General features: G+C 63.8%; 14 protein-coding genes. 4 read left to right on the top strand and 10 right to left on the bottom strand.

What is annotated here, in order from left to right:
* Nucleotides 1-95: 95 nt before the first annotated feature.
* A complete protein-coding gene (locus P3C39_RS12435) occupies nt 96-1499 on the top strand; it encodes an MATE family efflux transporter (protein ID WP_275953256.1) in 1404 nt (467 codons plus the stop codon).
* 100 nt (nt 1500-1599) lie between these two features.
* Here P3C39_RS12435 and P3C39_RS12430 read toward each other — a convergent pair whose 3' ends face one another.
* From P3C39_RS12430 to P3C39_RS12385, 10 genes are all read right to left on the bottom strand, one after another.
* A complete protein-coding gene (locus P3C39_RS12430; RefSeq protein WP_013528422.1) occupies nt 1600-2181 on the bottom strand; it encodes a cupin domain-containing protein in 582 nt (193 codons plus the stop codon).
* Nucleotide 2182: 1 nt separating this feature from the next.
* A complete protein-coding gene (locus P3C39_RS12425) occupies nt 2183-3439 on the bottom strand; it encodes a cysteine desulfurase-like protein (RefSeq protein WP_275953258.1) in 1257 nt (418 codons plus the stop codon).
* A 70-nt stretch (nt 3440-3509) separates the two neighbouring features.
* A complete protein-coding gene (locus P3C39_RS12420) occupies nt 3510-4274 on the bottom strand; it encodes a cyclase family protein (protein WP_275955446.1) in 765 nt (254 codons plus the stop codon).
* Nucleotides 4271-5449, bottom strand: coding sequence for an ABC transporter substrate-binding protein (locus P3C39_RS12415; RefSeq protein WP_275953260.1), 1179 nt, complete (start codon nt 5447-5449; stop codon nt 4271-4273). The genes P3C39_RS12420 and P3C39_RS12415 overlap by 4 nt, the downstream gene beginning before the upstream one ends.
* Nucleotides 5446-6495, bottom strand: a complete 1050-nt coding sequence (locus tag P3C39_RS12410) for a branched-chain amino acid ABC transporter permease (RefSeq protein WP_275953261.1) — start codon at nt 6493-6495, stop codon at nt 5446-5448. Before P3C39_RS12410 ends, P3C39_RS12415 begins: the two co-directional genes overlap by 4 nt.
* Nucleotides 6492-7394, bottom strand: a complete 903-nt coding sequence (locus P3C39_RS12405; RefSeq protein ID WP_013528427.1) for a branched-chain amino acid ABC transporter permease — start codon at nt 7392-7394, stop codon at nt 6492-6494. The genes P3C39_RS12410 and P3C39_RS12405 overlap by 4 nt, the downstream gene beginning before the upstream one ends.
* A complete protein-coding gene (locus P3C39_RS12400) occupies nt 7391-8122 on the bottom strand; it encodes an ABC transporter ATP-binding protein (protein WP_275953262.1) in 732 nt (243 codons plus the stop codon). The genes P3C39_RS12405 and P3C39_RS12400 overlap by 4 nt, the downstream gene beginning before the upstream one ends.
* A complete protein-coding gene (locus P3C39_RS12395; protein ID WP_224620866.1) occupies nt 8109-8867 on the bottom strand; it encodes an ABC transporter ATP-binding protein in 759 nt (252 codons plus the stop codon). Before P3C39_RS12395 ends, P3C39_RS12400 begins: the two co-directional genes overlap by 14 nt.
* A 307-nt stretch (nt 8868-9174) precedes the next feature.
* Nucleotides 9175-9633 (bottom strand): nuclear transport factor 2 family protein, encoded by a 459-nt coding sequence (locus P3C39_RS12390; protein WP_275953263.1) that lies wholly within the window; start codon nt 9631-9633, stop codon nt 9175-9177.
* 86 nt (nt 9634-9719) lie between these two features.
* Nucleotides 9720-10079 (bottom strand): hypothetical protein, encoded by a 360-nt coding sequence (locus P3C39_RS12385; protein ID WP_013528431.1) that lies wholly within the window; start codon nt 10077-10079, stop codon nt 9720-9722.
* Nucleotides 10080-10159: 80 nt separating this feature from the next.
* Between P3C39_RS12385 and P3C39_RS12380 the strand changes: the two genes are divergently transcribed.
* From P3C39_RS12380 to P3C39_RS12370, 3 genes are all read left to right on the top strand, one after another.
* The gene (locus tag P3C39_RS12380) at nt 10160-10738 is read left to right on the top strand and encodes a TetR/AcrR family transcriptional regulator (protein WP_027161084.1); all 579 of its coding nucleotides are present in this window, start codon (nt 10160-10162) and stop codon (nt 10736-10738) included.
* 44 nt (nt 10739-10782) lie between these two features.
* Nucleotides 10783-12048, top strand: coding sequence for a beta-ketoacyl-ACP synthase II (gene fabF / locus P3C39_RS12375; RefSeq protein WP_084015525.1), 1266 nt, complete (start codon nt 10783-10785; stop codon nt 12046-12048).
* Nucleotides 12049-12142: 94 nt separating this feature from the next.
* Nucleotides 12143-12958, top strand: a complete 816-nt coding sequence (locus P3C39_RS12370) for an oxidoreductase (RefSeq protein WP_063170427.1) — start codon at nt 12143-12145, stop codon at nt 12956-12958.
* Nucleotides 12959-12976 lie beyond the last annotated feature (18 nt).

Below are 12976 nucleotides of genomic sequence, written 5' to 3'. Positions count from 1 at the left end.
AGCTGACGCAAACGCCGCGAAACCGAAGGTTTTGCCGTTTGACATGCGGCTTCCGGCTTTAATGCCGACGTGCCGTATCTGGAAAGAGCGGAACAATGTCTGCGATCGAAGCCGGCGCTCGCGCGCCGGAAAATCTTTGGCGTCAGGAAATCAGGGCGACGCTGGCGCTCGCCTGGCCGATGGTGCTGACCAATCTCGGCCAGACCGCGATGACGGCCACCGACGTCATGATGATGGGCCGGCTGGGGCCGGACACGCTGGCCAGTGGCGCGCTTGGCGCCAACCTCTATTTCATGCCGCTGATCTTCGGCCTCGGCCTGATGCTGGCGACATCGCCGATGATCGCCACCGAGCTTGGCCGCCGCCGCTATTCGGTGCGCGACCTGCGCCGCACCGTGCGCCAGGGCCTGTGGCTGGCGATCCTGATCTCGATCCCGATCTGGCTCGTGCTTTGGCACGGCGAAGGCATTCTGCTGGCCATGGGCCAGGAACCGGCACTGGCGCATCAGGCCGGCATCTATCTGCGCTGGCTCGAATGGGCGGTGCTGCCCTTCTACTTCTATATCGTGCTGCGCTCGTTTATCTCGGCGCTGGAGCGGCCGGGCTGGGCGCTGGTCATCGTCTTTGTTGCCGTCGCCTGCAATGCCTTCTTCAACTGGGTGTTCATGTTCGGCAATCTCGGCGTGCCGTCGATGGGCATTGCCGGGTCGGGCCTTGCCACCTCGCTGTCCTCAACGCTGATGTTCATCGGCCTGGCTGCCGTGGTGATGCTGGAGAAGAAGTTCCGCCGTTATCGTCTGTTCGGACGGTTCTGGCGATCGGACTGGCCACGCTTCAAGGGCCTGTTGCGGCTCGGCCTGCCGATTGCCGGCATTCTCGCCTTCGAGGTGACTATCTTCAATGCGGCCGCCCTGCTGATGGGCCTGATCGACGCGGATTCGCTGGCCGCGCACGCGATCGCCATCCAGATCGCCTCGATCTCCTTCATGGTGCCGCTTGGCCTCAACCAGGCGGTGACGGTGCGCGTCGGCCTTGCGCATGGCGCCGGCAATCCGCAAGGCGTGTCGCGCGCCGGCTGGACCGCCTTCGTCATCGGCGTCTCGTTCATGGCGCTGATGGGGCTGGTGATGATCCTGTGGCCGCATCCGCTGATCAGCGCCTTCATCGATCTGAGCTATCCGGCCAATGCCAGGGTGATCGAACTTGCCGTGTCGTTCCTGGTCTTCGCGGCGCTGTTCCAGGTCTTCGACGGCGCCCAGGCGGTGGCCGCCGGCATGCTGCGCGGCCTGCACGACACCAAGGTGCCGATGATCTATGCCGCGATCGGCTATTGGGGCGTCGGCCTGCCGCTTGGGGTGCTGCTCGCCTTCCATTTCGGCCTGCATGGCGTCGGCATCTGGATCGGTCTGTCGACGGGGCTGGCCGTGGTGGCCGCGCTGCTGCTGGCGCGCTGGCTGCGGCGCGACCGACTGGCGCCGCCGCTCGCGTTCGGGCATTGAAACAGGACGGTTGGGCTCGGCGGCTGTTGTCCTGTGGACGTTGGCTCATTGAACGACGTCTTCAGAACTCCCTCGAAATCCGGCGCCGCGCTTGAGGCGGTCAGAATGTCGGCGGCGTGTTGACCCAGAGGATGCGGACCGTGGTCGAACCGATATTGCGGTAGCCGTGGCCGAGTTCGGAGTTGAAATAGAACGCGTCGCCTGCCTCGAGCGCCACCACGTTCGCCTCGACCAGCAATTCGACGGAACCTTCGAGCACGTAGCCGAACTCCTGTCCCTTGTGGCTGATCAACTCGGGGCTGCCGCCGCCGGCCTCGATCACATGAACGTTGATCTGCAGCAGATATTCCGGACCGGACGGCACCAATTGCTCGAGCACGACATGGTTGCCCGAACGCCGATGTCCCGTCTCCATGTGCGGACGCTCGTTCTGCCGCAAAACGAAAACTTCCGAGGCATTGTGCTGCAGCGTGCCGAACATCGCGTTCATGTTGATGCCCAGCGCCTGCACCAGCCGATGCAGAGCCGCCATCGAGGGCGTCGCCCGGTCGTTTTCGATCTTCGAGAGATAACCCTCTGTCAGCCCGATGCGGGCGCCGAGCTCTTCCAGGCTGAGGCCAAGCACCTGTCTGGCATGGCGCAGCTTGACGCCGATCCTCGGGGTTCCGTTTCTGTCGCGCATGTCAGGTCCGCGTCTTCATCCAGTCCGCCAGCTTCGCCAGCAGGAAATCGACTTCCGCCTCGGTGTTGTAATGAGCCAGCCCGATGCGGACGACACCGTTGCGGTCCGCAAGCCCCAGCCGCTTGATTGGCTCCAAACCGTAATTGTGACCGTGCCAGAGATAGATGCCTTCCTCTGCCATCGCCTTGGCGATATCGGCGGGATCGGTTCCGTCAACGGTGATCGACACGGTAGGCACACGGCGCGCCAGCGCCGCCACATCGGATATGCCCTGGATCAAGACGCCATCAATTCTGGACAATCCGGCAATCAGCCGTGCTGTCAGGACACGCTCATAACGGTCGGCGACTTCAATGCCGGCGACGATGCGCTCCCGCCGCGTCGCCTGCGGGTGGACGTTGCCGAAGGACTGTCCGAGCCAGGCATAGTGCTCGACGGCGCCAAGCACCCCGGCAAGCGCCTCGCGGCTTGTCGTTCCCGTCTCGAATTTTCCAGGTGGCGTATTGGAAGCCGCGCGCACCTTATAGGCGGTCAGCGCCTGCAGCAGATCGAAACGGCCCCACAACACCCCGTGATGCGGTCCAAAAAATTTGTAGGCCGAGCAAACCAGGAAATCACAGCCGATCTCCTGGACGTCGATCACCCCATGCGGCGCGAACTGCACCGCGTCGATATAGCTCAGCGCCCCGATCGCGCGGGCGCGCTGCGCGATCCGCTTCACGTCGTTGATCGTGCCGGTAACGTTGCTGGCATAGCCGACGGCGACCAGCTTGACGTCCTCGTCGATAGTCGCCTCCAGCGTCGACAGGTCGAGTTCGAAGGTTTTTGGATCGAGGTCGATCCAGCGTACTTCAAGCCCCCGATCCTCCGCCAGCATCAGCCAGGGTGCGACGTTGGCGTCATGATCCATGCGCGTCAGCACGATGGCGTCGCCGGCGTTCAGATCGCGGCCGATGGCGCGCGAGACGGCGAAAGTCAGAGTCGTCATGTTCTGGCCGAACACCACCTCACGCCGGTCGGCGGCATTGAAGAAATCGGCCATCGCCTGATGCGCGTCGTCGACCATCGCCTGGGCCGCGAGTGAGGTTTCGAAATAGCCACCAAGATTGGCGTTGGTTTCGATCATGACACGCGTCATACGCTCGATCGAACGGCTCGCCATCTGGGTTCCCGCGGGATTGTCGAAGAAAATCCGCTTCTTCGGCTCGGCACCTCTCGCCATCGCCGGAAAAGCATCGCGGACTGTATCTATATCCATGTCTGAATTCCGTGTCTGATGATCGTTGTGCGGCGGCCCCTCGACCGCCGCCAGCAGCGGCTTCACGCGTTCAGCCGGCCGCTTCATGGATGGCGATAGCGCGAGCCGGGAAGCCAGATCCGGCCTTTGGCTTTGGCCAGCTTGCCATTATCAACGCGCCGGCTTCGGGCACCTTGTCGAGATTGGCCAAGAGCTCGATCTGCCAGCAGTCGCGCGACAGCACATAGTATTCCAGGCTTGCGTCACCTGCCGAAGTGGCACGGCCGGGATCAGTGTCCATGCCCTCGTGCCCGATCGCAGCGACACCGCGGCGTTCCAAAAGTTCCTCCAGCACCGGCTTCGACCAACCCGGCGCATGCGAGATACCGTCGGCCGACTTGTTCCGAAATGCCACGGGGTCCGGCCAGCGCGGCCACCAGCCGGTGCGAAGTGCGACAAAACACTTTTCCGGGATACGGCCGTTCCGCGTCTCCCAGGCCGAAATATCGTCGAGCGTCGGCGTCGCGTCGGGATCGGCGGCGACCCTGTCGCTGATGTCGAGGATGACCAGCGGCAGAAGCATCTCCGCCACCGGCAGTTGGTCGATCGAGCGGCCGCCGTCGATGAAGTGCACCGGCGGATCGACATGGGTGCCCCACTGTCCGACGAAGGCGTAGTGGTGGACCTGGAAGGCATCGCCCTTCGAAAAATCGAGCAACGCACTGCGCTCCTCGTCCGGGAAGGCCGGGAAATGCGGCTGACCCGGATGAAACGCATGCGTCAGGTCGGTGAAGGTCGCGGCGGAGAGCCGCGACCTGTAGATGTCCCAAAGCGAGCCCGGAGTGGACAAGATCACGGCTCCGCGACGAAGGTCGGTGCCGCTTCACTTGCTAGGACAAGCTTGCCGTCCTTGACACCAATGACCGAGACCGACTTGTCCGGCACCGAAATGCCCGGGCGGTAGGTGACCGTGCCGGTCACGCCGTCGAGCCCGGACGTAGCGGCCAGCGCGTCACGGATCTTGGCCGGATCCGGCGCACCGGCACGCTTGATCGCGTCGGCCATCAGCTTGACCGAGTCGTAGCCGAGCGCAGCGAACGCGTTCTCCGGGGCATTGCCGACCGACTTGGTGTAGGCGTCGATGAAGGCCTGCACCTTCGGGGTGGCGCCCTCACCGATGTAGGCGTGTGTAGTGAAGTAGGTGTCCTTGGCCGCGTCGCCGCCGACCTGGATCAGCAAGGGCGTGTCGTAGCCGTCGCCGCCGACCACCGGCAGGTTGATGCCGGCCTGGCGCATCTGCTTCAAGATCAGGCCGATTTCCTCGGCATTCGACGAGGCATAGACGAAGTCTGGCTGCGGCGACAGCGCCTTCAGTTTGGCGATCTGCGCGGTAAAGGTCTTGTCGCCGATCTTGTAGGTGTCGCGCTCCAAAATCTTGCCCCCGCCATGCTCGTAGGCGGTGACGAAGTAGTCCGACAGCAGCGTTGTGTATTCAGTGCCGATGTCGGTCAGCAGGTAGGCGGTTTTGCCATTCAGCTTGTTCAGCGCAAATTCCGCGCCAACCGCAGCCTGAACGTTGTCGCCGAAGGCGGCGAGGAAGATCTCGTTGCCGAGCTGGCTCGGCAATTTCGGCGAGGTCGCGCCTGGCGTTATGAACGGTATCTGCGCCGTCTGGACCTGCGGTCCGATGGCCAGCACCGAGTCGGAATCGGCGAAGCCGATGATGCCGACGACCTTGTCGCTGTCGATCAACTGGCTGGCGACGGTCGAGATCGTCGTCGAATCGCTCTTGGAGTCGTAGATCACCAGTTCTATCTGCTGGCCGAGCACGCCGCCGGCGGCGTTGATTTCGCTCGCTGCCAGCTTGGCGCCATTCAGCATCGGACCGTCGAGCGAGGCCTGGATGCCGGTCAGGTTTGCCGGATAGCCGATCTTGATGGTGTCGGCAGCAAGTGCCGTGCTGGCCGAGGCAAGCGCGAAGAATGCGCCAAGTCCCAGGCCGATGGTACCGCGTCGAGTGAGTTTGATCATCGTTTTCGTTCCTCTGTCTGGTTCACCGTTGCCGATCTTTGGGTTGATCCGAACGTAAGTTCCCGGTCCCCCATGATCCCCTTCGGCCGGAAGATCATGACTAGAATGAAGATGAAGCCGAGCACGATCTGGCTGGCGCCAAACAGGGCCGGCACCGCGAAATCGCCGATCGTGAAGCCGCGTTCGACCGAGCGCAGGATCTCCGACAACAGCGAAACGCAGATGACGCCGACCACCGCGCCGGTCAGGGAGCCCATGCCGCCCAGCACCAGCATTGTGATCAGACTCATCGTCAGCGCGAAGTAGAAAGTGTTCGGCGAAAACGAGCCGAGATAATGCGCATAGAGCGACCCGCCGATGCCTGAGAAGAACGCGCCGATGACGAAGGCGATCAGTCTGGTCCGCAGCACGCCGATTCCGACAGCGCTGGCCGCGATCGTGTCGTCGCGCACCGCCTTCATGGCGCGCCCGAAAGGCGAATAAACCAGGCGTGCCAGAACGAACACCGTGATGGCGAGCCAACCCATCACCCAGGGCAACGTCGTCTCCAGCGGCACGCCGGTAAACGTGCGGGCGCCTCGGGTGAAATCCGACGCATTGATCAGCACCACGTTGACGATAATCAAGAATCCCATCGTCGCCACCGAAACGAAATAGCCCGACAGGCGCATCAAGGGATAACCGACGACCACCGCAAGCAGTGCCGTCAGAACGCCTGCCACCAGCGTCGCCGGCAGGAAGGGGAGACTGAAAGCATGCAGAAACGCCGGCAAATGCGGCAGCAATGCCATCTTCTGCTGCACCGGGATCGACAGGATCCCCGAAATATACGCGCCGGCGCCGATGAAGCCGACATGGCCGAGCGAAAACACGCCCGTAAAACCGTTGCTCAGCGACAGCGCCAGCACCAGGATTGCATTCAGCGCGATCAGCAGGATAATCCGGACGAAATAGTCGCTCAGCACGTGCGGCGCACCGAATGCGACAGCTGCCCCCGCTACCAGGGCGACGAGGACGAGGAGTGTGATCCGCGCTTCCCGGCTCACAGCTTTATCTCCCGGTTTGGCTGCAGCAGCCCGCCCGGGCGCACCAGGAGAAAGGCGATCAGCACGGCGAAGACGATTGCGTCGCGATAGGACGAGACGCTGCTCGGCAGGAATGCGACGATGAATATCTCCAGCGCGCCCAATATGTAGCCGCCGACCAGGGCGCCCGCGATCGACCCGAAGCCGCCGATGATTGCCGCCACGAAAGCCTTCAGGAGCGGCGTGAAGCCCATCTGCGGCTGCACCACGCCGGCCTGCGCCGCCCACAAAATGCCGGCGAGGCCGGCATAGGCGGATGCGACGATGAAGGCGACGATGATCAGCCGGTTGACGTTCAGACCGACAAGGTGTGCCGCCGACATGTCCTCGGCTGCGGCGCGCATGCCGAGCCCAGTCGTGGTGCGCGTGATAAACCAGCCGAGGAGCAGCAGCGACACGAAGGTCAGCGCGATGGTCAGGAGATTGATGCTGGTGAAGGTGATGGCGCCGTTCGACATCTCCCAGGAGGTGTTGAGAATATCGGGGAGTGGAAAATTGCGCGGCGAGGAGGTGAACACCAGGATGCCGACATTCTCGATGATGTAGGTGACGGCGAGGCTGGTCAGCAGTCGCGCGACGTCGGGCGCGTCGCGGATCGGGCGATAGGCGATGCGTTCGATGAGGAAGCCGGCGACGGCGGCCGCGGCGATGCCGCAGATCACGGCGACCGGGAACGGAACGCCGATGCCGACCAGCAAGGCAACCCCGAAGGCACCTACCATCATGACGTCGCCATGCGCGAAATTGGTGAGCTTGAGGACGCCGAAGACGATCGACAGACCGACCGCCACCAGTGCGTAGAGGCTGCCGAGGCTCACCGCATTGACGATCTGCTGCAGGATATAGTCCAGCTGGGTCATGTTGCCGCCCCGAGATATGCCTGCGCCACGCGTTCGCTGTCGCGCAGTTCCGCGGACCGGCCCGACAGCGCCACCTGACCCGTGCGCAGCACATAGGCGCGGTCGGCGAGGTCCAGCGCGAGCGTGATGTTCTGTTCCACCAGCAGCATCGTCATGCCCTGGCGCTTCAGTTCGGCAAGCGCGCTGAAGATGTGGCGCACCAGCAGCGGCGCAACGCCGAGCGAAGGCTCGTCGAGCAGCAGCAGGCGCGGCGCCGCCATCAGCGCGCGCGCCAAAGCAAGCTGCTGCTGTTCGCCGCCCGACAGCGTGCCGGCCAGCTGCTTCAGCCGCTGCTTGAGAATCGGGAACAGCATGAACATGCGCTCGCTGTCTCTGACGACGGCCTCCTTGTCGGTGCGGGTGCAGGCGCCGAGCCGCAGATTGTCAGCCACCGTCAGGCCGCCGAACAGGCGCCTGCCCTCCGGGCTCTGCGCGATGCCCAGACTTACGATGCGCGACGGAGCGATACCTCCAATCGGCTTGCCATCGAAGATGATCCTGCCGCCGCGCGGCCGCGACAGGCCGGAAATGGTGCGCAAGGTCGTGCTCTTGCCGGCGCCGTTGGCGCCCACCAACGCCACCACCTCGCCGGCATGGACGTCGAGCGAAATGCCCTTCAGCGCACGCACCGCGCCGAAATTGACCTCGAGGTTCTCGACGCTGAGCAGAACGGGGCTAGGCGTGGCCAAGATACGCCTCCCGCACTTTCGGGTGTTCGCGTACCTGCTCCGGTGTTCCGACGCAGATCACCTCGCCAGTCGCCAGCACCTGGATGCGTTCGCACAGCGCCATGATCAGGTCCATGTCGTGCTCGACAACGACCACCGTTACGCCATAGCGGTCACGGATCGTCCGGATCAGCGCTGCCAACACCTTGGTCTCGTTGGAATCAAGCCCGGCTGCGGGCTCATCGAGCAGCAGCAGCTGCGGGCCGGTCGCCAACGCACGCGCAATCTCCAGCCGCCGCTGATCGCCGTAGGGAAGATCCGCGGCGACCCTGCCGGCCTGATCTGTCAGGCCCATGAGGTCGAGGAGTTCGTCGGCCTTCTGCCGGGTCGCGGCCACCCGCTCGCGATAACGCCGACCGCGCAGCACGGTATCGGCGGCGCCGACAGGATGGCGCAACTGCGCCGCCGTCAGCACGTTCTGCGCGACGCTGAGGCTGCCGAACAGGCGAGAGCCCTGGAAGGTGCGGGCGATGCCCATCGCGACGATCTGCGATGTGCGCAGGCCGACGATCGACCGGCCCTCCATCTCGATGCTACCGGAATTCGGCTGGGAGAAGCCGGTGATCAGGTTGAAAAGCGTGCTCTTGCCCGAGCCATTCGGCCCGATTACCCCAATGATTTCACGTTCGTGGAGTTCGATGGAATGATCCCGCAGGGCAACTAGCCCTCGAAAGGCTTTTGTCAGCCCAACCGTCCTCAACAGCACTCGACTCGACTGTCTATCCACCCGCCGGTTTGCCCCTGTCCCTCGCCGCCCCGTTCGGCCCGGTCAAGCTTCAAATGGACAATTCGAACGGCAAGATGTCAAGTCCTATTCCCAAGAGGAAAGCTGTATGCCTGCCTCGGCTCGACCGTTGCCGCGACAGCACCGGCATCGATTCAGGGCCTGCAGTCCAGCGCGCCAGCGCTCGCTTCTCGAGCCTGCGCGCATAGTGCGTGGGCGCAAGGCACGAGACGAAGACGATCGGCGCCACCGGCCCGTAGACCTTGGGCGTCCTCGGACCGCGCTTGTGCTAGCTTGTTATCTGTTCGGCGACAGCTTCTTCGAGGCCGGCTGCGGCCTGGGCGGCGAGAGCGCGCGCCGCCGCCTGTGAATCGTAGAATTCCTCGAGCGCATGAACCCTGCCCCACCGCAGCGTGAACACGTGGAGACCACGGTTGACGTAGGACGTATCGCCATTGAGCAGGGTAGCGGTGCCATCCCACTGGGCAAACACGGTGGTATGCCAGGGCCAGCCCTTCACCCACACGTGGTTGACCGTGAGATGGAGAGTGGGCAGAACACGGCCGAGGCGCTCGAACCACCGGCGCAGGGCTTGCTTGTCGTGACGCTCGCCACCAAGCGCGTGTGCGCCACCAACCCGGTGATGGACATGCGGCGCGATGGCCTTCACCGACACATCCCAGCGATGGTTGTTGACGTCGTCGAAGCTCTGCCGGATCGATTTCTCGACAAAATAGCTGTAAAGCATGTGACCTCTCTCCAAACTTATCGGTGGCGCGCCGTTCCGACGCGAGACCCCGGCCAGCATCGCTCGGCCGCGGCCTGCGCGTCAGGTCAGGGCATTGTCGCGTCGGCTCGCAGGGATGTGTCCGTCTCGGTCGAGACCGTCACCTCCTCACCGGACCTTGAGAACGCGTAGAGCGAGCCCGGGTGGCCCGGTATGGAAAACGCCACGGAGTCACTGTTGGCGAGGCCCATGACAACCCGCAGCGGATCACCCCCGGCCTTCGGTGCGAAAGTGGCGGTGACCTCAAGCAGGTCGCCGCGCGGAACGTAGTAGGCCACCATGTCCAGGTGTCCCTGGTGCAGGCTACCGCCTTCGATCGGGCGCCCGATGGTGGCTTCCTCGGCAAGAGCCGGGGTTGCAAGAAACAGCGCCGCCAGCAGCGAGGCGCCCAAGGTTTTGCGGATCATCTCATTTGTCCTTTTTTAGATTGCGTTCACCCTCTATATCGGGTATAGATTACGAATGCAATCTAAAAAAGGAGATGACGATGCGTGTAAGTCGCACTCAGGCCGCGGAAAACCGTGAGACCGTGATCAATGTGGCAAGCCGGCTTTTTCGGGAGCGCGGGTTCGACGGCATCGGCCTCAAGGATCTGATGAAAGGGGCCGGGCTGACCCAGGGCGCCTTTTACAAGCAATTCGAGTCGAAGGACGATCTGGCGGCGCTGGCGTCCAGGCGGGCGATGGAAAGCGCCACCCACAAATGGTCGGCCGCGACCGCGGCAAATCCCGGGAACCCGCTCGACGGGGTGATCTCATTCTACCTCAGCATGGATCATCGCGGAGAAAAGATGGACGGCTGCCCGGTCGTTGCGCTGGGCTCGGATGCGGCCAGGCAAGGTGCCGAGGTGAAGGCATCATTCGAAGCCGGCATCAAGGCGTACCTCGAGATGCTCGGCGGTTGGGTTGGCGAGGGCGACAGCGAAAAGACCGGCAACAAGGCAATGGCCGTTCTCTCGACGATGGTCGGCGCGGTCGTGCTGTCGCGGGTCGTCAACGACCCCGACCTTGCGCAGGCTTTTCTGGATGCGGCGGCCGATCAGGTTCGCGAAGCAGTCGCTACTTGAACGGCGCGAGCAGCGCCGCCAGCACAGCAAGGATAGGAGAGCAGATGGAACGGATTGTCGTCACGGGCATGGGTGCGGTCACGCCCCTTGCCGCCAATGTCGAAGCGTCCTGGTCACGCCTGCTTGCCGGCCGGTCTGGCGTTCGCAGGCTTCCTGACGATGTGGTGGGAGAGCTGCCGGCTAAGATTGGCGGCGTGGTTCCCTCCCTGGGCGAAGACCCCGAGGCCGGTTTCGATGCCGATGCCGTCCTGTCCGCGAAGGATCAGCGCAAGGTGGACCGGTTCATTCTCTTCGCGCTGGCGGCGGCGGAAGAGGCGCTTGCGCAGGCGCAATGGAAACCTGCCTTGGAGGCGGATCGCCTGCGCACGGCCACGATCATCGCTTCAGGTGTCGGCGGGTTCCCGGCCATCACCGAGGCGGTGCGCACGGTGGACCTGCGTGGCGCCCGCCGCCTGTCTCCCTTTACGGTGCCGTCCTTCCTGGTGAACCTCGCGGCGGGCCACATCTCGATCCGTCATGGCTTCAAAGGTCCACTCGGCGCACCGGTGACGGCGTGCGCGGCGGGCATCCAGGCGATCGGCGACGCCGCCCGCCTGATCCGCGCCAACGAAGCCGACATCGCCGTGTGCGGCGGAACGGAAGCGTGCATCAATACCGTCAGTCTCGGCGGTTTCGCCGCGGCTCGTTCTCTTTCAACCGGCTTCAATTGGGCGCCGGCCCAAGCCTCGCGCCCTTTCGACACATCGCGCGACGGCTTCGTCATGGGCGAAGGGGCCGGCGTGCTGGTCATCGAGGCGTTGAGCCACGCGTTGGCGCGCGGCGCAAAACCGATTGCTGAGCTCGTCGGCTACGGCACGACGGCGGATGCCCATCACGTCACCTCCGGGCCAGAGGACGGCGACGGCGCGCGCCGGGCCATGCAGATCGCGATTGCCCAGGCAGGGATTTCGCCACGCGACGTTCGTCATCTCAATGCGCATGCGACCTCCACGTCAGTCGGCGACCTGGGTGAGATCGAAGCGATCAAGAGCGTGTTCGGGCGCGATTTCGCGATAGCTGTCAGTGCCACGAAATCGGCGACCGGACACCTGCTCGGAGCGGCCGGCGGGCTTGGTGCGATCTTCGCAATCCTGGCGCTCAGGGATCAGGTCGCCCCGCCAACCCTCAACCTGGGCGAGGCCGATCCGGCCGGCGACGGAATCGACTTCGTCGCCAACGCACCCCGGCCCATGGAGATGGAGTACGCGATCTCCAATGGCTTCGGCTTTGGCGGCGTGAATGCCAGCGCCCTGTTCAGACGCTGGAACTAGCGGTGGCCAGACGCAGTCATGACCGACGCCCTTTGCCCCGGCCTATCTCAATGCTTTTCCCAATCCGATCCAACGCAAAGAAGGATATGATTCCATGAACAAGACCAGTCCCGGCGTCGCCCTTGTCACAGGGGCATCTTCCGGCATCGGGCGCGCTACCGCCGACGCCTTGCTCGGCGCTGGCTTTCGCGTCTTCGGAACCAGCCGTCGCACGGCCTCACAGCAATCCGCCGGCGTGACCATGCTGACCTGCGACGTGACCGACGACGCGTCCGTCGCGACAATGGTCGATGACGTTCTGGCCGCGGCCGGACGCATCGACGTGCTTGTCAACAATGCCGGCATGGGGCTGTTTGGCGGCGCGGAGGAGTCCTCGACCGCCCAGGCCAAGGCGCTGTTCGACGTGAACGTCTTCGGCGTCTTGCGCGTGACCAACGCGGTGCTGCCGGCAATGCGGCGCCAAGGGAAGGGCAGAATCGTAAATTTGAGCTCGGTACAGGGGTTCATCCCCGCTCCCTATTTCGCGCTTTACTCGTCGACCAAACACGCCATCGAAGGGTATTCCGAGTCGCTCGATCACGAATTGCGCCCCTTCGGCATTCGCGTTTCGCTGGTGGAGCCCGCCTATACCCGCACATCATTCGAGGACAATCTTGCCGCCCCCGACCGGTCGCTCGAAATCTACGACTCCGCGCGCGCCGGGATGACTATGTCAGTGCGGAAATCGATGGAAAAAGGCGATGCGCCCGAAGTGGTCGCCAAGACCATTTTGGCAGCAGCGACCGATCCCGCGCCGAAGAAACGCTATGCGGCGGGAAAAATGGCGCGCCAGGTCAGTTTCCTGCGCCGTTTCGTCCCCGCATCCGAATTCGACAAGAGCCTGCGCAAGCAGCTTGGGTTGCCGGTCTGAAATCGGGCGCTGCCTTGG

The sequence above is a fragment of the Mesorhizobium sp. XAP4 genome (assembly GCF_029269325.1).
In the GTDB taxonomy this organism is placed as follows: Bacteria; Pseudomonadota; Alphaproteobacteria; order Rhizobiales; family Rhizobiaceae; genus Mesorhizobium; species Mesorhizobium ciceri.
The sequence above is the reverse complement of the archived record's forward strand: the minus strand, read 5'-3'. Positions and strand labels throughout refer to the sequence as shown.